Annotated in this window: 17 protein-coding genes; 11 read left to right on the top strand and 6 right to left on the bottom strand. The window is 58.7% G+C overall.

The annotated features are described in order from the left end of the window. Positions 1-105: 105 nt before the first annotated feature. On the top strand, positions 106-957 hold the full coding sequence (choW, locus tag ABIE63_RS07505) for a choline ABC transporter permease subunit (RefSeq protein WP_354503815.1): 852 nt from the start codon (positions 106-108) through the stop codon (positions 955-957). Positions 958-959: 2 nt separating this feature from the next. Then, positions 960-2,135: a choline ABC transporter ATP-binding protein gene (gene choV / locus ABIE63_RS07500; RefSeq protein ID WP_354503813.1), complete on the top strand. Its 1,176-nt coding sequence runs from the start codon at positions 960-962 to the stop codon at positions 2,133-2,135. A 12-nt stretch (positions 2,136-2,147) separates the two neighbouring features. On the opposite strand, the gene ABIE63_RS07495 is transcribed toward choV, so the two are convergent. Continuing rightward, a complete protein-coding gene (locus tag ABIE63_RS07495) occupies positions 2,148-3,314 on the bottom strand; it encodes a phytanoyl-CoA dioxygenase family protein (RefSeq protein WP_354503812.1) in 1,167 nt (388 codons plus the stop codon). A 231-nt stretch (positions 3,315-3,545) separates the two neighbouring features. On the opposite strand from ABIE63_RS07495, the gene ABIE63_RS07490 reads away from it, so the two are divergent. After that, positions 3,546-4,256, top strand: coding sequence for an HAD family hydrolase (locus ABIE63_RS07490; protein ID WP_354503811.1), 711 nt, complete (start codon positions 3,546-3,548; stop codon positions 4,254-4,256). Here ABIE63_RS07490 and bmt read toward each other — a convergent pair. From bmt to hutC, 3 genes are all read right to left on the bottom strand, one after another. Further along, entirely contained in the window at positions 4,253-5,344 is a 1,092-nt protein-coding gene (bmt, locus tag ABIE63_RS07485; protein ID WP_354503810.1) for a betaine--homocysteine S-methyltransferase, read from the bottom strand. The genes ABIE63_RS07490 and bmt overlap by 4 nt on opposite strands. A gap of 100 nt (positions 5,345-5,444) precedes the next feature. Continuing rightward, positions 5,445-7,865: an FAD-dependent oxidoreductase gene (locus ABIE63_RS07480; RefSeq protein ID WP_354503808.1), complete on the bottom strand. Its 2,421-nt coding sequence runs from the start codon at positions 7,863-7,865 to the stop codon at positions 5,445-5,447. A gap of 62 nt (positions 7,866-7,927) precedes the next feature. Beyond that, positions 7,928-8,665, bottom strand: coding sequence for a histidine utilization repressor (gene hutC, locus ABIE63_RS07475; RefSeq protein ID WP_354503807.1), 738 nt, complete (start codon positions 8,663-8,665; stop codon positions 7,928-7,930). 97 nt (positions 8,666-8,762) lie between these two features. Between hutC and hutG the strand changes: the two genes are divergently transcribed. After that, on the top strand, positions 8,763-9,569 hold the full coding sequence (gene hutG, locus ABIE63_RS07470; RefSeq protein ID WP_354503806.1) for an N-formylglutamate deformylase: 807 nt from the start codon (positions 8,763-8,765) through the stop codon (positions 9,567-9,569). Positions 9,570-9,573: 4 nt separating this feature from the next. On the opposite strand, the gene hutI is transcribed toward hutG, so the two are convergent. Beyond that, entirely contained in the window at positions 9,574-10,785 is a 1,212-nt protein-coding gene (hutI, locus tag ABIE63_RS07465) for an imidazolonepropionase (protein WP_354503805.1), read from the bottom strand. 106 nt (positions 10,786-10,891) lie between these two features. Between hutI and ABIE63_RS07460 the strand changes: the two genes are divergently transcribed. From ABIE63_RS07460 to ABIE63_RS07445, 4 genes are all read left to right on the top strand, one after another. Then, positions 10,892-12,274, top strand: a complete 1,383-nt coding sequence (locus ABIE63_RS07460) for a formimidoylglutamate deiminase (protein WP_354503804.1) — start codon at positions 10,892-10,894, stop codon at positions 12,272-12,274. Between the two features lie 58 nt (positions 12,275-12,332). Then, positions 12,333-13,124, top strand: a complete 792-nt coding sequence (locus ABIE63_RS07455; RefSeq protein WP_354503803.1) for a class I SAM-dependent methyltransferase — start codon at positions 12,333-12,335, stop codon at positions 13,122-13,124. A 62-nt stretch (positions 13,125-13,186) separates the two neighbouring features. Further along, entirely contained in the window at positions 13,187-13,804 is a 618-nt protein-coding gene (locus ABIE63_RS07450) for a LysE family transporter (RefSeq protein WP_354503801.1), read from the top strand. Between the two features lie 488 nt (positions 13,805-14,292). Further along, on the top strand, positions 14,293-15,867 hold the full coding sequence (locus tag ABIE63_RS07445; protein ID WP_354503800.1) for a trimethylamine methyltransferase family protein: 1,575 nt from the start codon (positions 14,293-14,295) through the stop codon (positions 15,865-15,867). A 9-nt stretch (positions 15,868-15,876) separates the two neighbouring features. On the opposite strand, the gene ABIE63_RS07440 is transcribed toward ABIE63_RS07445, so the two are convergent. After that, positions 15,877-16,929: a fatty acid desaturase gene (locus tag ABIE63_RS07440; RefSeq protein WP_354503798.1), complete on the bottom strand. Its 1,053-nt coding sequence runs from the start codon at positions 16,927-16,929 to the stop codon at positions 15,877-15,879. A gap of 124 nt (positions 16,930-17,053) precedes the next feature. Between ABIE63_RS07440 and ABIE63_RS07435 the strand changes: the two genes are divergently transcribed. From ABIE63_RS07435 to ABIE63_RS07425, 3 genes are all read left to right on the top strand, one after another. Beyond that, complete coding sequence (locus tag ABIE63_RS07435; protein ID WP_354503797.1) at positions 17,054-17,968, top strand: helix-turn-helix transcriptional regulator; 915 nt, start codon at positions 17,054-17,056, stop codon at positions 17,966-17,968. Beyond that, on the top strand, positions 17,965-18,774 hold the full coding sequence (locus ABIE63_RS07430) for a PhnD/SsuA/transferrin family substrate-binding protein (protein ID WP_354503796.1): 810 nt from the start codon (positions 17,965-17,967) through the stop codon (positions 18,772-18,774). The genes ABIE63_RS07435 and ABIE63_RS07430 overlap by 4 nt, the downstream gene beginning before the upstream one ends. Before the next feature lie 87 nt (positions 18,775-18,861). Further along, a complete protein-coding gene (locus tag ABIE63_RS07425) occupies positions 18,862-19,230 on the top strand; it encodes a TraR/DksA family transcriptional regulator (RefSeq protein ID WP_354503795.1) in 369 nt (122 codons plus the stop codon). Positions 19,231-19,253 lie beyond the last annotated feature (23 nt).

Below are 19,253 nucleotides of genomic sequence, written 5' to 3'. Positions count from 1 at the left end.
TCCGTGCGCCGTGAGCATGGAAGTGATTGGCGGGCCAGCGCAAGAACCGGGCAGGCGAGGGTGGCGCCGTGATGCCGCCCTCGCCGCCGCAGTCGGAGGCTTTTCATGGAAGAGTGGATCACCAGCAATAAGATCCCGCTCGGGCGATGGATCGATAGCTTCATCGGACTGATCCAGGACAATGCGGCCTGGTTCTTCGATCTGGTCACAGAAGGTCTTAAATTCGTTATCGAAGGTTTCATCGAGATACTCGAATGGTGTCCGCCATTGGTGCTGTTGGCCCTCATTGTCGTTGGAGCCTTCTGGCTGCATCGATCATGGAAGCTATCGATAATGATTGGTCTGTCGTTGTTATTGATCATCAACCTGGGTTATTGGCAGGCCACACTCGAGACTTTGGCGCTGGTGCTCGTCGCAGCAAGTCTGTGTATGGCGGTTGGCGTACCGTTGGGAATTGCGGCCGCACACCGGCCCTGGCTCTTTACAGCCATGCGCCCGGTTCTCGACCTCATGCAGACCATCCCGACTTTCGTTTATCTGATACCGACCCTGATACTCTTTGGGTTGGGCGTGGTTCCGGGTTTGATCTCAACCATCATCTTTGCGCTACCGGCGCCGATCCGCCTCACCCACCTAGGGGTTTCCTCGGTACCTAAGCAACTGATAGAGGCCGGTGAGGCCTTTGGCGCGACCAAACGGCAGCTTTTGTGGAAAGTGGAACTGCCGCATGCCCTGCCGACCATCATGGCCGGGCTGACCCAGTGCATCATGTTATCCCTTTCGATGGTGGTCATCGCCGCGTTGGTTGGCGCGGATGGTCTGGGTAAACCGGTGGTTCGCGCGCTCAATACGGTCAACATCGCTCAGGGATTCGAAGCCGGTCTGGCTATCGTCATTCTGGCTATTCTTCTGGATCGTATCTGCAAGCAGCGTGAGCCAGGCAGGGGGAAGAAGTAACCATGTCAGCAGTGGAATTCGACAAGGTCGACATCATCTTCGGCGAAAAACCTGAGAGTGCGCTGAAGCTGCTCGATGCGGGAAAAACCCGGGATGAAATTTTACATGAGACAAACCAGGTTCTGGGTGTTGCAGAAGCTAGCCTTGCTGTCGAGGAAGGTCAAATTTGTGTCCTGATGGGGTTGTCGGGTTCCGGAAAATCCACCCTGCTGCGGGCGGTCAATGGGCTTAACAAGGTGACGCGCGGCCGTGTGTTGGTTCGGGATGGCGATCAGCAGATCGATGTCGCGAGTTGCGATGCCGCAACCTTACGGCGTTTACGCATGAGCCGGATTGCGATGGTCTTTCAGCAGTTCGCATTGCTACCCTGGCGGACCGTCGCGGAAAACGTGGGCTTGGGGCTGGAGTTGCGTGGATTGCCGCGGGCCGAGCGTGAAGCGCTGGTGGAGGAAAAGCTCGAACTCGTTGGACTGGATCAATGGGGCGCCAAGTTCGCGCACGAGCTATCTGGTGGCATGCAGCAGCGCGTGGGCCTTGCGAGAGCCTTTGCTACCGATGCTGATATATTGTTGATGGACGAGCCCTTTTCAGCACTCGATCCGCTGATCCGGGACCATCTCCAAGAGGAACTGCTGGAGCTTCAGCGCAGCCTCAAGAAAACCATCATTTTCGTTAGTCATGATCTGGATGAAGCGCTCAAGCTCGGCAACTCCATTGCGATCATGGAAGGTGGGAGGATTATTCAGCACGGCGAACCCGAGGAGATTGTGCTGAATCCCGCAAATGCCTACGTCGCCGAGTTTGTCGCCCATATGAACCCCTTGAAAGTGATGCGGGGCGGTACGTTGATGAAGGCGCTCGATAGCCTGCCGCGCGATGCGGACGATGTGCTGTTGGGGGCGGATGGGCGCTTGCGCCTATCATTGGGGCCGGACGGCGCGCCGCTTTCAGCGCGGATCGACGGGCGCGAGATCGTCTTGTCGAAGGACGGTGCCGGGGCACAGCCGGGCAATCTATGCAGCGCGTCCCCAGACGAGGACATGACCAGCATCATCAACTTGCGCCATTGTAGCGGTTTTCCGGTCGTGATGGTCGAGCAGGGGCGTTGTGTCGGCGTGTGCGACGACGAAGCGATTTACGGCGGCATTCTCAAGCAGGGAAGCGCCGAGGTCGCCTGATACCGGCTGCCCTCAATCCAAAGGTCGATGGATCGGAAAGTAGTAACCGCCGTGGCTGCTTTGCTGCGCGAAGGGGAAATCGGGCCGACAATCCAGAGCGCTATAATGGGCAATGAAGGATTTACGCGGTCGCTGCGGATCCACCGGAACGGCCCCGCGGTGTAGCAGGGAGCCATGCCAGATCAAAACATCCCCCTTTCTTGCAATGAACTTCTCGACCCGGGCTCTTCGTTTGCAGATTTCCGCCTTGCAGGCCGGAACCACAAAGCGGTCCGCCCAACGCGGCCAGTCTGCATTTCGCAAGTGCTGCGGCAGCAAATCGCGCACCTTTTCATTATCCAGGGTCGGCCAGCGGTGCGAGCCGGGCACGAATTCAAACGGCCCGGAATCGGGGTGGATATCTTCCAGCGCGATCCAGATAGCCAAGCGCCAGCTTGCGCCTTTCCGGCTGAGGTAAGAATCCTGGTGCCAGTCGCGCCGTGTCGATAGCCACCCGGTCAGGTTCAACTGCACCGCCATGGTCTTCCCGATCAGACTCTCCAGCACCTGGGCGAGTGGACCATAGGTGGAGAGCGCCATTGCCTCGGGCACATGCATGTAGGGTACCGGGCAGGTCCAGCCGGCCAATTGGCCGCACCGCTGCTGCCAAGCGTGGCAATAGGCGCTAATCATATTCGAAGGCATGAACTTCGGTAGAATGACATAGCCAGCCTCTCGCCAATGTATTTGGGTGGGGCTTAATCCCTCTTCGTCGATTGTGGCCCGATCGAGGACGGGGACCTCCGTGTCGTTGCGTTGGATAGTGATCTGCTCGAAGTCGACCTGCGGTGGCACCCAGTTGTCCGGCGTGGTCTCCGCCGGGCTGTTCTCCAAGGGTTGGCCATTGATCATGAAGCGTACGGATAGCGCGCGCCGTTTCTCCGTCTGCTTCTCCATCGGTATTGGCAGGCGAAAAATCTTGGCGCCGGGAGGTGCGTCTTGGTCCAGACGAGCGCCGGTTGGCCCGGAAGCCTGGACGCTGTGTAGGAAGCGACCCTCGTGGAAAAGCCCTATTTCCAGGGGGCCTTGCGATCCACTTCCATCAAGAGCCCAACCGGTAATCGCGTCGTACGCCAGATGCAACACCTTGCCCTTCGGTTTGAGCGCAATGTTGTGTGGCCTGCTTCTGCTGCTATTCATTGGACTGCCCCCCGATTGCGGACGATTTTCGTCCACGCGGCGCGCTTGCACATGACGGCGCGGCCTTGTTGCATGGGAATCTAGGAGGTGGTCCGGGGTTTGGCAATCACAGGTTTTGAAACCGACGAGCGCAAGAGGCGATCATAGCGGTTTCCCGAGGGTTAAAGCGGCGCTATCTTCACGGCCATCGGAACCGCCGGACACCGCCCGGCTCAAGATGAAGGCGCTCAAATGAAGATCAAAGGCATTCTCTTCGATAAGGATGGGACGCTTATCGATTTCCACGCGACTTGGAACCATGCCTATCAATGTGCGTTGGAGGACCTGGTCGGTGCCGATCTGACACTGGTAGCCGAATTGATGGCGATAACCGGCTACGATGAGGTGTCGGGGCGCTTTCGAGCGGGAAGCTTGGGCGCTGCCTCCACGACCCGAGAGATTGCGGAGGCTTGGTTGCCGCGAGTTCCCAAGGGCATGACCTTGGACGAACTGGTGGATTGGATGGATGATCGCTTCGTGCGACACGCTAGCAATGGAGCGGTAGCACTCACCGACTTACCTGCGCTTTTGGCGTTTTTGCGTCGAAGCGGCTTGGTAATCGGTGTTGCGACAAGCGACTCGGAAGCAGGTGCGAAGGCCACGCTCGCCTATTTCGGCTGTTCAGATCTTGTCGATTTTGTTGCTGGTTATGACAGTGGTCATGGAATTAAGCCTGGACCCGGGATGGCGCTGGGCTTCAGCCGAGCTTGCGGGCTCGCGCCGTCGGAGATCGCCGTGGTCGGCGATAATCTGCATGACATGGAAATGGCGCAGGCAGCCGGCGCCGGACTTCGTATCGCAGTGCTCAGTGGTACAGGAGAAATCGAGGCGTTGAGGCAATCCGCCGACCACGTCCTGCCGGATGTTTCCCATCTTCCGGAACTGTTGGATTCATTCAGTTAAAAGCGAGGTGTGTCGTCGCCGTTCGCACCACCGTCGGCATCCGGGCCGGATCCACGGCGTCGATCACGTCCGCGCCGTCTTTCCCGTTGACGCTCGCCCAGAGGCGCGCCGGAATCGAGTTGGCCTGCGCCTGCGGAGATTTTGCCGAGCCGTTCAGTCACCAAATCCACACTTGGAACCGGTCCCGGCAGGTGCACTTCCAGTGCCTGACGCATCGCCCTGACATGTTCGGGAGTGGTGCCGCAACAACCGCCGATAATTCGCGCACCAGCGTCGAAAACCAAACCGGCGTAGTCAGCCATCAACTCAGGCGTTCCGCTGTAAACGATCTCGCCGTCCTTGAACTGTGGAATCCCGCAGTTGCTCTTGGCGACAAGGACATCGTTCTCACCCTTGGCGGTGCGCATGTGCAGGATCGCCATGACCAGCTCGGCAGCGCCGGTGCCACAGTTGGCGCCGTAGCCCACCGGATGAGGTTCCATGCTTTGCATCAGGGCCGCGATTTGCCCAGGCGTGATCCCCATCATGGTGCGGCCATTGGTATCGAAGGACAGCGTACAAACGATGGGTAGACCGGTCGTGCCGGCGCCAGTTATGGCCGCTGTCAATTCCTCGATGGAGGAGATGGTTTCGATCCAAAGGACGTCTGCTCCACCTGCCGCCAATGCCTGCGCCTGTTCGGCGAAGGCCTTTGTGCCGGCGTCGATAGACAAGGGGCCTATCGGTTCGAATATTTCACCGGTCGGGCCCATTGAGCCGGCAACAATCACGGGTCGGTCGACCGAATCCGCTGCCTTGCGGGCAAGCCTTGCAGCGGCAACATTCAATTCTTCAACGCGATCTTGGGCATTGTGCAGCTTCAAGCGATAGCGGTTTCCGCCGAAGGTATTGGTCAGGATGATATCCGACCCGGCATCGACGAAACTGCGGTTTAGATCATGGACCTTCTCGCTTTGCGCTGGATCGATGTTCCACATTTCCGGCGCATCGCCGCTTTGCAGTCCCGCAGCGAATAGATTTGTGCCGGTCGCGCCGTCGGCCAGTAGCCAAGGGCGAGTGTCAAGGAGTTGCTTTAAAAGGTTTGTCATCAGCGCCTGGGTGTTAGGAAATACTCGGGGTCAGTTTGCTCAAGCTATCGCCCTGAGCGCATTTGTGTAAAGTGACCTCCTGGTATCGCCTTTGGAAAGGCTAACCCCGCATGCGTTCGGCTTTCGGGTCGAAAAGCGGCTGACTGTAAAGGCGAGCGGGGCAACGCGCGCCCAGGATCTCAATCTCGACCGTTTGGCCTTCGCTGATCAGTTCATTAGGCAAAAATCCAAAGGCGACGGATTTTCCAACGAAATGCGCAAAGCCTCCGGAGGTGACGAATCCCACCACCGTATCGTCCTTCCAGATGGGCTCGTATCCCCAAACGTCGGCATCAGATGCCTCTACAACGAAGCTGCAAAGCCTACGGGCCGTGCCGCTCGCTTTCTCCGCCAAGGCAGCTGCCTTGCCTATGAAATCGGCGTCCTTGTTGTAAGAAATGAAGCGGTCAAGGCCGGTTTCCAACGGCGTGTAGTCCGGCTTGAACTCGTTCATCCAGGACCCGAAGGACTTTTCCAGGCGCAGGCTCATCATCGCCCGCATTCCGAAAGGCCGTAGACCAAGTCCTTCACCCGCGGCAATCAATGCCTCGTAGAGCGCCTGTTGCTGGGCGGCGGGAACATAGATCTCGTACCCCAAATCCCCGGTGTAGGTAACACGTTGCACCAATGCATCGCAGATACCGACCTCGATCTCCGCCAGGGACATGAAGGGTAGGGCGCTGTTTGACACGTCGGCTCTTGTTGCGCGTGACAGCAACTCTCGGGAGTTGGGCCCGGCTATCTGAAAGCCAATGCGGTTCAACGAAACATTCTCAATGCGCACCGATCCGTCAGCGGGCAGGTGCTGCTCGAACCAACGCATGTGGTAGGCCTGGGCGGCATAGGATGCGGTAACTTGGAACCGGCCTTCGCCAAGCTTGGAAATGGTGAAGTCGCCAATCAGCTTTCCCTTTGGACTGAGCATTGGCGAGAGAGAGATGCGCCCGGTTTTGGGAAGGCGTCCGGCCATGACCCGGTCCAGCCAAGCCTGCGCGCCAGGGCCGGAGACGAGGTACTTGCCGAAGTTATGAATCTCGTTGATCCCAACCGCCGTGCGAACCGCACGGCATTCCTCGCCGACAGTGTCGAAGGCATTGGACCGTCTAAAGCTGGGCACTTCGAAAGGCTCTTGCCCTTCGGGTGCGAAGTAGTTGACGTGCTCCAGTCCAAAACCCTGGCCGAACACGGCGTTCTGGTCGCGCCAGATCGGATAGGCGGGTGTGGTGTTGAGCGGTCGCCCAACCGGCAGCTCCTCATTTGGGTAGGAGACCGCGAAGCGCCGCTGGTAGTTCTCGCGCACCTTCTCCCGGGTATAGACGCGGGTGCAGTAAGATCCGAAGCGTGCGACATCCATGGCAAAGACATCGCGCGACGGCTCACCTTCGACCAGCCACTCAGCCAGCGTCAGGCCGACGCCACCGCCCTGGCTGAAGCCTGCCATTACGCCGCAGGCGGACCAGAAGTTTCGCAAGCCCGGTACCGGGCCAACAAGCGGGTTCCCGTCGGGTGCAAAGGTAAAGGGGCCGTTGATGACCCGCTTGATGCCGGCCGTCGCCAGACAGGGATAACGCATGAATGCATACTCCAGTGGCTCGGCGATCCGGTCCAGCTTGTCGGGCAGTAGCTCATGACCGAAATCCCATGGCGTACCATCCACTGCCCAGGGGTCACAGGCCTGTTCGTAGATACCGATGACAAGGCCGCGGCCCTCCTGGCGCAGATAGCTCTCGCCGGTCGGATCCATGGCGTGGGGCAGTTCGTGCGCGCGCTCATAAACCTCAGGAATATCTTCGGTAACGAGATACTGATGCTCCATGGGGTGCAGTGGCAGGAAGACGCCAGCCATGGCGCCGACCTCACGGGCCCACAAGCCAGCCGCGTTTACCACATGCTCGGCGCGGATCGTCCCTTGCTCGGTCACGACCTCCCAAGAACCGTCCGTCTGAGGAATTAGCTCCAACACTTTGTTCCGCAGATATATTTCCGCACCCTGAAGGCGTGCGGCTCGAGCATAAGCGTGGGTTGTGCCGGAGGGGTCCAAGTGGCCATCCAAGGGATCGTAGAGCGCGCCGATTACTCCGTCGGTATTGATGATCGGTGAAAGCTTCCTAATTTCGTCCGGCCCGACAATTTCTGTATCCAGGCCCATATAGCGGTGCTTCGCCCGCTCGGAAACGAGATAGTCCAGGCGTTCCGGAGTGGTGGCGAGCGTCAGGCCGCCCACATGGTGCAGGCCGCAAGACTGGCCGGATATTTCCTCCAATTCTTTGTAGAGGCGGATCGTGTAGCCCTGAAGGGCTGCCATGTTGGTGTCCGCATTGAGGGTGTGAAAGCCACCAGCCGCGTGCCACGTTGAACCCGAAGTCAGTTCGGACCGCTCAATCAGCACCACATCTCTGCACCCAAGCTTTGTCAGGTGATAGAGCACAGAGCACCCAACAACACCACCGCCAATGACCGCAACTTCAACATGCGTTTTCATTTAGTTACATACCTTCTTTAAACTGACACATAACTTTAATTCACGGGCCTATCGATCTGGTTCTAACTATAGGTCTGGACACCGAAAAGCCGGTAACGGCTTCCGGGCAGCAAGCTGCTGGTACGCCCTACCACCAAATCACCGCACCAGGTTCTTCTCTTGACCAACAAGCAAGGTTCTCTTGGGCCTATCCGGAGATGCTTCTGTTGGCGCCGGTCGGGCAGCACGGCATCGACGGAACGTTCTGCCTTGGTCATGGGGCCGAGGGCGTCGAGGTACTCGAAAGTCGTGATCCGGGTGAAGTCCTGCATGAAGTAGTCCGGGGCGAAGGCCGGATTCACATGGCGGTCCTCCAGTTCGACGGGGACATCGTCCTCCATCTGCAGAACGAGGGAATGGAAGACGGTGCTGCCTTCCGCCAAGTCGAGCGCTCGCGCAGTTTGGCGGTCAGCCATTACTGTCTCCATAATAAGGACTTCGCAGGAGTATTTATGACCGCGCTCGATGATCTCCTCGCGCAGATTTCGGATTTCCAATAGCGCGGATTGCGGCTTCGGTTCCGCCACGTAGGTCCCCGCGCCCTTAATACGATGTAGCAGACCTTCGTCGGTCAATTCGCGGAGTGCCCGGTTGACCGTCATGCGGCTGACGGAAAACTGCTCGGTCAGGTCATTCTCGGAGGGGATACGCGTGCCGACAGCCCAGCTGGCGTCGAGGATCCGTTCGGCAATGTACTCCTTTACGCGCCGGTAAAGCGGCGGGTCCGTATCATTGCTTTGACGCTTGCCTTTCCTAGCCACTGCGGCGACCTTTTCCCATTACGGCTATCTTTTCAATGAGTCATTAAAATCTGTATAGACAAGTTTATCGTGACTGACCAGCAGGAAGGTATTGTTTATGACGCAGGCGCTTTTTGATTTTCATGCGGGCGATCGGCCGCTTCTGATATCAGTGCCCCACGCCGGAACGGAGGTACCCAACGAGATCAGCGAACGCTTCACGGAAGCTGGAAAGCTGATTGCCGATACCGACTGGCATGTGCCGCGTCTCTATGAAGCCGCCCGGGACAAGGGTGCGTCGCTTTTGGTCGCCCGTAAATCCCGCTATGTCGTCGATTTGAACCGGCGTTCGGATGGTAGGGCGCTTTACGGCGGGGCGGACAACACTGAGATCTGCCCCCTTACCACGTTTGACCGTGAAGCGATCTACCGGCCTGGAGAAGAGCCCGATGCGCGTGAAGTGGCGGCGCGTATCGCGCTGTATTGGAAACCTTACCATGACAAGCTTGCCGAGGAGCTAGAGCGGCTACGGAAACGACATCACAAGGTACTGCTATGGGATGCTCATTCGATCCGAAGCGAAGTGCCACGCTTCTTTGAGGGGCGCCTGCCTGATCTCAATTTTGGGACCGCGGGCGGGGCCTCGGCAGATAGCGAATTGCTGGAGGCGGTGACGGCAGAGGCGGAAGACCAATGCCGGGAAAGCGGTCACAGTTGGGTTGCCAACGGTCGCTTCAAGGGAGGCGCGATCACACGGGGCTATGGCAACCCTGCCGGTGAGATTCATGCGATCCAACTGGAGCTTTCCCAGGCAACCTACATGGAAGAGGCCGCCCCCTTCAGTTTCCTGGACGAAAAGGCGGCAAGAATCAAACCGGTCATCGCCAGCCTGCTGGACCGTGCGCTTGAGTGGATAGAAAAGTAACCGGTTACAGCGTGCGGCCATCCTTCATGCTGAAGGCAAGCGGATTGAAGCCGATGCGATAGCAGAGTGCGGCCGGGCGTTCGATTTCCCAGATCGCCAGATCGGCGCGTTTACCGACCTCTAGGCTGCCGATTTGGTCTTGCAGACCCAGCGCCTTGGCGCCGTTGATCGTGACGCCTCCTAGGGCTTCTTCCGGTGTCATGCGAAACAGCGTGCAGGCCATGTTCATCGTCAGCAGCAGGGACGTGAGAGGCGACGAGCCTGGATTGCAGTCACTGGCCAAGGCGATCGCCGTGCCTGTGTCGCGCAGGTCGGCCAACGGGGGCTGCTGTGTTTCCCGCAGTGTATAGAACGCGCCAGGCAGCAGGACGGCTACGGTTCCTGCGGCGGCCATAGCCTCAACACCTTCGCGGCTGGTAAACTCCAAGTGGTCTGCGGAAAGCGCTTGGTAGCGAGCGGCAAGCGCTGCGCCGCCCAAATCGGATAACTGATCGGCATGCAGTTTGACCGGCAAACCGAGCGCGCGTGCGGCGGCGAAAACCTTCTCGGTCTGTTCGGGCGAGAAAGCGATTGTTTCGCAGAAGGCATCGACCGCATCGGCAAGGCCACTTTCCTTGACATGCGGCAGCATGGCGACGATGGCGGCGATGTAATCGTCGCTCGATCCCTCCCAATCGGGGGGCAGGGAATGGGCACCCAAGAATGTCGTGCGGACTCCGATTTCACCAAACTCACCCAGCCAACGGGCGACCCGCAGCTGTTTGAGTTCTTGATCCAACGTCAATCCATAACCGCTTTTGATTTCAATCGTCGTGGCGCCCTCGGCCACCAAGGCGGCCATCCTGGGTCGTGACTGCTTGAAAAGTTCTTCTTCGCTGGCGTCACGAGTTGCTGTGACGGTTGCTCGGATGCCGCCACCTGCGCGAGATATCTCTGCGTAGCTTACGCCTTCCAGACGCTGTTCGAACTCACCGGCCCGATCGCCGCCATAGACCAGATGAGTATGGCAATCGACTAGACCGGGGGTGATCCAACGGCCATCAAGGTCCGTGACCTCCCGCGCCAGACTGTCTGGCGCACCGGGCAGATCGCCGCGCTCGCCGCACCAGGCGATTTTACCTTCCGCTATCGCCAGGCACCCCTGGTCGATTGCCCCGTAGGGAGCGGCGCCGACCATTGTCGCGAGTCGGGCGTTGATGAGCAGTTGATCCCACATAGTCGATCCGCTTGTTGTTGTTCTGGCAGCTATTCTTGTCAGCGCCCGTCCTGCTCCCTAGAGTGGCCGCAACAATCGGAACGTGCAAGCAGAGGGACAGGAAGGCATGCCTGCTAAGTTATTCGCCCCGAGCGCGCTCTTGCCCAAAGGTTGGGTCGAGGATGTGGTTCTTGAAGTGGATGATACGGGCACACTGACAGCGGTCACGCCGGGCGGGAGCACTAAGGACTGCGAGGTCATGGGCGGCCCCGTCGTGCCGGGTATGCCCAACCTTCACTCGCATGCCTTTCAGCGCGCCATGGCCGGGTTGGCGGAAAGCCGCGGGGATCCGAAGGACTCCTTTTGGAGTTGGCGTCAGGTCATGTACGGATTCGTGACTCACATGACGCCGCGCCAGGTGGAGGCCATCGCCGGACAGCTATACGTCGAGATGCTCAAGGCGGGTTATACGGCGGTTGGCGAGTTTCACTATTTGCACCACGATCCGAAGGGCAAGAAATACGCAACCCCGGCGGAGAATGCTCACCGGGTCATGGCGGCTGCAGACCGTGCCGGAATTGGTATGACGCTTTTGCCAGTGTTTTACGCGCACAGCGATTTCGGTGGTAAGCTGGCGACCGCTGGACAGCGTCGCTTTCTCCATGATGCCGAGAGTTTTGGTGCGTTGCTGCAAGCCTTGGCACCGGCCTTTTCCGGGCGCAATGACCGGCGTTTAGGCGTCGCGCCGCATTCACTGCGGGCCGTGACGCCGGAGGGGTTGAACGCCGTACGCACCGCTCTGGACAGCCTCGACGCCACTGCGCCGATCCATATCCACGTGGCCGAACAGACCGCCGAGGTCGAGGCTTGCCTGGCTTGGTCCGGCAAGCGTCCCGTGGCTTGGCTGTTGGAAAATCAACCTCTCGATCCGCGCTGGTGTTTGGTCCATGCAACCCATATGACCGCCGAGGAAACAACCGGATTGGCGGATAGTGGTGCTGTTGCCGGGCTCTGCCCCACAACCGAGGCAAACCTGGGGGACGGTCTGTTCCCGGCAATCACTTACCTGGAGGAGGGGGGGCGGTTTGGGCTCGGCTCGGATAGCCACATCTCCGTAAGTCCTTGGGAAGAGCTGCGCTGGTTGGAGTATGGCCAGCGGCTCGGTCACATGCGCCGGAACTTGCTGGTCGCGGCCAATCGCCCGAATGTTGGGGCAGGACTGTTCCTGGGCGCCCTAGACGGTGGTGCGCAAGCATTGGGGCGGCCGATCGGCCGACTTGCAGTAGGCGCACGTGCCGATTTCCTGGTGATAGACCCAGAAACGCCAACGTTATGGGGAAAGGCCGGAATGGCACTGCTCGACGCTATGGTCTTCGCGGGCAATGAGAATCCCGTCCGTGACGTAATGGTCGGCGGCCGCTGGGTCGTGCGCGAGCGGCGGCACGAAAAGGAAGAAGCGATCTTCGCTGACTACAAGGCGGCCATGGGCGCCCTCATGGCGCAGATGTGACCGCCGGTGTCTCCAGCGGACTGGACAACCTGCCGGCAGACGCGTTAGCCATGGCTGTATGACACAGCTACAACCTCTGCCCAATGTTGAGCGGTTCTATGACGACCTTGCAGCGTACTACCATCTGCTGTTCGCGGATTGGTCGGCTGCCGTGCGCAACCAGGGCCGACTGTTCTCGAAACTGATAGAAAAAGAACTGGGCGAGGGGCCGAAGCGGGTTCTTGATGCGGCCTGTGGCATTGGCACGCAGGCGCTGGGCTTGGCGCTTGAGGGGCATCAAGTGCGCGGGACCGACCTTTCGCCGGGTTCCATCATGCGGGCCCGTCGCGAAGCCGATGCGTGGGGAATAGACGCAAAGTTCGGCGTCGCCGATTTACGCAGTCTTTCTGGGTATCTGCCCGGACCGTTCGATGTGGTGCTGGCGGCCGATAATGCGTTACCGCACCTAGAAACACGCGAAGACCTGGAAACGGCCTTGCACGAGGTTGCGTCAGTGCTTGCGCCGGGCGGTATCTTTATTGCGACCCTGCGTGATTATGATCGACTTGTCGTCGAGAGGCCGCGCGCCACCAAACCGCGCGTTTATGAAGAGGACGAGGGCGGTCGGCGTATCCTTTTTCAGGTCTGGGACTGGGACAAGAAAGGCGATGGCTATGCGCTGACTCAGTATCTGATCATCGAGCGTGGCTTGTTGCAGGAAACACTGTCGTTCACGTCTCATTATCATGCTTTGCGCCGCGAAGAGTTGGAGCGCGCGCTGACTGTGGCTGGTTTTCAGGCTGTTTCTTGGCTTGAAAAATCCGAGAGTCAATTCTATCAACCTGCGATCATTGCGCGGCGCAAAGCTTGAGGCTTCCGCTTCGAAAGGTAAAAGCGTAAAAAATGCTGTCGGCAGGTTGAGGAGCCCATGTCATGTCTTGGGAACTTTATTTATCTTTTGTGGTAGCGACGACTTTACTCGTTCTACTTCCGGGTCCTGTTGTTTCGCTGGTTGTCGCTAATTCGTTGCGGCATGGGCCAGCTTACGGGTTATGTAGCATTGCCGGGACACAGGCAGGCAATGCAATGCAGTTGCTGCTGGTGGGCTTCGGATTGGCGACCTTGATTGCCTTCATGGCCGAGTGGTTCGACTGGGTCCGCTGGATCGGCGCGGCCTATCTCATTTGGATGGGGGTCCAACGTTGGCGGGAAGCGTCTAATCTGTCGGCGGCGTCGGCGGAGCGGCGTAAGCCTTTCAGTCACGTATTTGCAGAGGGCTGTATCATCTCCCTCACCAATCCGAAATCGCTCGCCTTCCTGGCGGTTTTTCTGCCGCAGTTTGTCGATCCCACAGCAGCGGCAGGGCCCCAGGTTTTGTTGCTCTGCGTTACCTATTGGTTCGTGGCGTTGCTTGGCGATAGCGGGTACGTCATGGCTGCCGGCCGCATTCGGCGCTGGTTGGTTCGTCCCACGCGGATGAACTGGGTCAACCGAATTTCCGGCTCGATGTTAATTGCCGGCGGCGCTTGGCTGGCGTTGCAGCGGAGATAGGTTCAGCTTGACTGTATTGGGGTGAGGCCGCGCGGAAACGACGCGTTTACGGGCGGCCTCACGCTTTTGTTGTTCACTTCGATCTTTCTACCAAACTAACGGCCGAAGTGATCGAGCCATGGGTTCCCTGCCCAGGCAGTCGCTGCGACCGCCGCCAGGGCGGCAACGATCAGTAAAGAGCCAATTATCTTTCTCATTTTTTGCTTCCCCTTTACTGCCGACACAAGAAACGACGTTCCTGCCGCTCTTGCCGGTACAGTTAGGTTTGATCGGGTCGTGCGGCCGATCAACAGACCTGCAGGCGAAATGATTCGGATAGAACAATCCTGAGGCGAGACGTTCTCCCATCGTTCGTCGTTTTTTGTTGTCTTGGCACGAAAACAGGAAAAACTCATTGCGACACAAAGTTGTCTATACAGATTTTCCGGCAAGCATTACAGTCGAGTGAGTTTGGGGCATAGGGCAATTCACCGGGCTGGAGAGTATCTATGGAGCAAGACAGGGATAGCCGCCGAAACCGCCGCCGCCGCGGTAGTGCCGACGGAGACGCAGGGACTCTGGAGCGCAGTCGTGCGCGTGGCGGCTTTCAGCAACTCCCCTGGCGCAATCTTGCCAACCCCTACAGTCCTATCGAGGTCGTCAGTGCGGACGGTCTGGAAGCAATACATCAGACGTCTCTTGAGATACTTGAGGAAATCGGCATGGATTTCCTGCACCCGGAGGCTCTGGCAATTCTCAAGGCGGCCGGTGCCGAAGTGACGCCGGGGAGTGAGCGCGTGCGCTTTGACCGTGGCCTGATCGAGACGGCGGTTGGAAAGGCACCTTCGGATTTTAAGCTACATGCACGCAATCCCAAGCATGACCTGACCTTCGGCGGCAACAGTATCGCCTTTTGCGAAGTTGCCAGCGCTCCCAATGTCTCGGATATTTCGGGCGGTCGCCGGGTCGGTAACTTCAAGGATTACTGCGATCTGCTGCGCTTGGGCCAGCAGTTGAACATAATTCATCTCTTTGGCGGGTATCCGGTGGAGCCGGTGGACCTGCCGCCTGCGACGCGCCACCTTGATGCGGTGGCGGCCTTCGTGACGCTAACGGACAAGGCCTTTCACGGCTATTCGCTGGGCCGCCAAAGAATCGTCGATGCCATCGAGATCGCCCGGATCGGTCGGGGAATCAGCCATGACCGGCTGTTGCGCGAGCCCTCCATATTCACCGTGGTCAACACGTCGTCTCCCTTGCGTCTGGACGGGCCGATGATCGAAGGCCTGATAGAGATGGCAAAGCTGAATCAGCCGGCCGCAATCACGCCATTCACCTTGTCCGGTGCCATGGCGCCAGCCACGATCGCCGGCGCCTTGGCTCAGCAGAATGCGGAAGCCTTGGCGGCTATCGCCTTCGTTCAACTGGTCAATCCAGGCGCACCGGTACTTTATGGCGGGTTTACGTCGAACGTGGATATGAAGTCAGGCGCGCCCGCTTTCGGGACGCCTGAATATTCGCGCGCTGCTTTGGCGGGTGGGCAATTGGCGCGTCGTTACGGATTGCCGTACCGGTCGTCGAACGTGAACGCGGCCAACGTCGTCGATGCTCAAGCGGCTTACGAATCGCAGATGTCCATCTGGGCTGCGGTTATGGGCCACGGCAATATGATGATGCACGGTGCCGGCTGGATGGAGGGCGGCCTGACAGCCTCATTCGAGAAGGTGATCTTGGACGCTGAAATGCTACAAGGCATGGCTGAGTTCCTGCAGCCCATCGAAGTGAACGCCGACAGCCTGGCCATGGAAGCGGTGCGGGAGGTGGGTCCCGGCGGGCATTATTTCGGCGCGCAGCACACTTTGGCCCGCTACGAGAATGCCTTCTACAGTCCGATCCTCTCCGACTGGCGGAACTTCCAAAGCTGGGAGGAGGCAGGGGCTCTTACCGCTACAGAACGTGCACACCAGATTTACAAGCAATTGCTCACAGAGTACGAGCCGCCGGCATTGGATGCGGCCATCGCCGACGAGCTCGAAGCCTTCATCGCCAAGCGTAAGGAAGAAGGCGGGGCTAAGGCCGACTAAAGAGCGGGATCAGGCCTCGCCTGGATTTTGCAGCATACTGCCACTGATGTCATCGGGTTCACCAGCCAACCGCCAACGCTCCGCGGGATGAAGTGGCGGCTCCTTGGGCCAGAGGAGGTAACGCAGCACAATCTCCCAGTAACCCCGAAACAACTCACCGGATTCACGACCACTTGCCGCGTTAAGATCGGGACGGAGCGCACGCCACACGGCGGGGAGCCGATACCAAGCAAGGCCCGGTTGCAAATGATGTAGTGCGTGCAGATTGTTGTTAAGGAACAGCAGCGCAAAAGGCCATTCGGCTTGCTGTATAGCCGTTCTCGCACTTACCGACGGAACGGCTCTGTGCTCGGCGAAGGAGCGAAGCAAAGTCAAAGCCAATCCGGGATAGACGAAAAACAGCAGATACTTCCACAAGGGAAGACCACTGACTTCCAGCACCCACACAAGCACGAGGCATATCGCTAGTCCATGCTTTGCCCACCCGAAAAGAGCTTTCAAATCTCCGGAAATGATGGCTTTGAATATCGCCCTGCTTTGCAGCAGCAGTATCCAAAGCGGTCCGAGGATCAATCGTCCGAGGAGACAGTTGTGCAGTGTAAGGAACGCGCGGCCTAAAGGCCCGGCGCGATGCCATTCCCGAGCGGTTACATAGAATGACTCTGGGTCCAGCGCCGGATCGGTCAGGTTCTCATCCCGGTGGTGGGCTAAATGGCTTTCGCGGTAGCTGTCGAATGGAATGACCAGCCATAAGCTTGGAAAAACGATGATCTCGTTCAGCCAGTTCCATGGCGTCGGGTGTCCGTGAATGACCTCGTGCTGCAACGACCCATGCCAAGCGACGAGGTATCCTCCCAGGATCAACAAAAGCCAGTTGGGCAATGCGGCGTGATGGTAGGTGACCAGCGCAAACCCGCAGTAAATCGCAACAGCCACGACCAAGGTAGGAATTTCTATGGGCCTGATGCGGCGCACTTGCGTTGCAAGAGCTTCGTGTGCCTGGCTTGCCGGGTTCGACCGGTTCGATGGTGTAGCCGCTTGTGAAACCGGAGCCGTCCCCATTACCCCTCGCGTCAATGAAAGTAGAAGTGATTTTGCACAACGATTGTTGCAGAAACACAACATTGATGACATAAATGCATCAAAATCCTATTCGGGTCAATTGATAAGTGGGGCCAATCCTGTGATGGAACGAAGCGAGACGGTTGAGAAGTTCCGTGAAAGATTGAGCCAGGTGATCGAGGAGCGCGGCGTAACACGTTCGGCATTTGCGACGGAAATCGGGCTCGATCGTTCGACGCTGTCCCAGCTTCTGTCTCCAGGAAACGAGCGCTTGCCGCGCGCCGAGACCATTGTCGCGATCGCCCGTGTAGCACAGGTTTCAGTCGATTGGTTGCTTGGTGTCATCGAGCAGGGGCGGGCGGGTACCCAACTGGTGGCGAATGCCCTGGAGATCGAGCCGGGCGCCGGCCTGCCAATGGACGAGAGGCTGGAGCGGTGGCACAAGGAAGCCGTGGGCGCCAAGGTTCGCTACGTTCCCTCAACGCTACCCGACCTGCTGAAATCGCCCGCGATCATTCGCTATGAGTATGAAGCGTACGGCGCCTTGGTGCCACAAGCGCGGATCGAGCAGGCCGAAGCGCGGTTGGCCTACACACGGCGCCCGGAAACAGATATCGAGGTCTGTACGTCCAGCCAGTCGTTGCGCGACTTTGCCCAAGGGCGTGGCATCTGGGACCGTCTCGACCGAGAGGCCCGTGTAAAACAGCTTGAGTCCATGGCAGAGCTGACGGAGGAGCTTTACCCAACGTTCCGTTGGTTCCTCTTCGATGGTTTGTGGCGTTATTCAGCGCCTTACACGATTTTTGGAGCCAAGCGCGCGGCTGTCTATCTCGGCAACATGTATTTCGTCTTCAATGGCGGCGAACAAATTCGCGCTTTGACACGGCACTTCGACGATCTGATCCGCGGCGCGCGAATGCAGCCGCCCGACGTGCCTAACTTCATCCTCGGGTTGCTGCGCGATCTGCCACCAAAGCCGGCAAATGCAACTTCTGGCAAGACGGCTGCCAAGCGGGCTAAGGGAATGGCAAAGAAATGAACGTGGTCGCCGGTCTAACTATGTATGACCTTCCCGAGATCGCCGCCGCGACGGACCATTGGTGGCAGGGGCTCTCGCGGCATCTGAGAAGCGCTGGCTTCAGCAATCCGCCCGAACGGCTTTCGCGTGACCTGGAACCCCATGTGCTGTGGCGTCTTCCGGACTTGCTGCTGGCGCAGTGCTGCGGGTACGACCTGCAGTTGGGTGCATTGCCGCGGCCAACCTTCGTTGCCACGCCTTGTTACGATTTTCCTTACTGCGATGGGCCGCGATACTGCAGCGTGATTGTCGTGCCGGAGGGTGCCCCTTGTGGAACGTTAGCAGACCTCAGAGGAACCCGAGCGGCCTACAATATGGAAGGCTCCCATTCCGGTTACAACGCGCTACGCGCTGTGGTGGCGCCGCTTGCCGCCGAAGGAAGGTTTTTCACCAAGGCCATAGAGACGGGGAGCCACAGGAACAGCTTGGCTAGTCTGCAGAGGGGTGAGGCGGATGTTGCCGCCATCGATTGTATCACTTTTGGCCTATTGGCCCGCCATGCTCCCCAGTCGGTTGCGGGGATCAGAGTGCTGACAACCAGTCCCTTGGTTCCAGGTTTGCCCTATATCACCTGCCCGGCGGCTGACCAGGGCAGGATCACAGCCTTGCGGGAGGCTTTGCTGGGTGCCGTCGATGACCCTAGCCTTGCGGAGCCGCGGGCAGCCCTTGGCCTCCGTGGGTTTGATGCGGAATGCCAGACAGAATACCTAGCGATAGACGCCATGGTGAAGAGCGCAGAATCCTTGGGCTATTCCAGGCTTTCCTGAGGGTCGCGCCCAGTTCTCTAGCCGATCGTGTAATCTTACGTCATACTTTCTGATCTCCGCTTTGTGGGAGAGAGGAAGAGTGGCTTCATGACCGAAAGCCTTGGACGGCAGCTTGAACAATTGGTTGCACGCTTGCGCGCTCAGCAGGAGGAACTGCGAAATCTTGACGTTTCCAGTCAAGAATCACGCGAGCCGGTGGAACTGGATCAAAGTCGCGTTGGCCGCTTGTCCCGGATGGACGCTTTGCAGCAGCAAGCGATGGCGCAAGCGACCGCGAATCGCCGCTCAATAGAGCTTCGCAAGATCGACGCGGCTCTCGATCGTATAGCCGATGGCGATTATGGCTATTGCCTGCGCTGTGGTGAGGGGATTGCACCGGAACGCTTGGATCTTGATCCCGCGACGCCGCTCTGCATCAACTGCGCCAGTATCCGCCGGGACGACAATCAGCACTAAATTCAGCGTCGATTTATGTCTCA

The sequence above is a fragment of the Limibacillus sp. MBR-115 genome, from assembly GCF_040549425.1.
GTDB classification, from domain to species: Bacteria; Pseudomonadota; Alphaproteobacteria; order Kiloniellales; family CECT-8803; genus Limibacillus; species Limibacillus halophilus.
Note: the sequence above shows the minus strand (reverse complement) of the source record. Positions and strands in the feature narration are given on the sequence as shown.

Coding starts and splice junctions, on each gene's coding strand:
- choW (WP_354503815.1), top strand. CDS start 106: ATGGAAGAGTGGATCACCAGCAATAAGATCCCGCTCGGGCGATGGATC.
- choV (WP_354503813.1), top strand. CDS start 960: ATGTCAGCAGTGGAATTCGACAAGGTCGACATCATCTTCGGCGAAAAA.
- ABIE63_RS07495 (WP_354503812.1), bottom strand. CDS start 3,314: ATGAATAGCAGCAGAAGCAGGCCACACAACATTGCGCTCAAACCGAAG.
- ABIE63_RS07490 (WP_354503811.1), top strand. CDS start 3,546: ATGAAGATCAAAGGCATTCTCTTCGATAAGGATGGGACGCTTATCGAT.
- bmt (WP_354503810.1), bottom strand. CDS start 5,344: ATGACAAACCTTTTAAAGCAACTCCTTGACACTCGCCCTTGGCTACTG.
- ABIE63_RS07480 (WP_354503808.1), bottom strand. CDS start 7,865: ATGAAAACGCATGTTGAAGTTGCGGTCATTGGCGGTGGTGTTGTTGGG.
- hutG (WP_354503806.1), top strand. CDS start 8,763: ATGACGCAGGCGCTTTTTGATTTTCATGCGGGCGATCGGCCGCTTCTG.
- hutI (WP_354503805.1), bottom strand. CDS start 10,785: ATGTGGGATCAACTGCTCATCAACGCCCGACTCGCGACAATGGTCGGC.
- ABIE63_RS07460 (WP_354503804.1), top strand. CDS start 10,892: ATGCCTGCTAAGTTATTCGCCCCGAGCGCGCTCTTGCCCAAAGGTTGG.
- ABIE63_RS07455 (WP_354503803.1), top strand. CDS start 12,333: ATGACACAGCTACAACCTCTGCCCAATGTTGAGCGGTTCTATGACGAC.
- ABIE63_RS07450 (WP_354503801.1), top strand. CDS start 13,187: ATGTCTTGGGAACTTTATTTATCTTTTGTGGTAGCGACGACTTTACTC.
- ABIE63_RS07445 (WP_354503800.1), top strand. CDS start 14,293: ATGGAGCAAGACAGGGATAGCCGCCGAAACCGCCGCCGCCGCGGTAGT.
- ABIE63_RS07440 (WP_354503798.1), bottom strand. CDS start 16,929: ATGGGGACGGCTCCGGTTTCACAAGCGGCTACACCATCGAACCGGTCG.
- ABIE63_RS07435 (WP_354503797.1), top strand. CDS start 17,054: ATGGAACGAAGCGAGACGGTTGAGAAGTTCCGTGAAAGATTGAGCCAG.
- ABIE63_RS07430 (WP_354503796.1), top strand. CDS start 17,965: ATGAACGTGGTCGCCGGTCTAACTATGTATGACCTTCCCGAGATCGCC.
- ABIE63_RS07425 (WP_354503795.1), top strand. CDS start 18,862: ATGACCGAAAGCCTTGGACGGCAGCTTGAACAATTGGTTGCACGCTTG.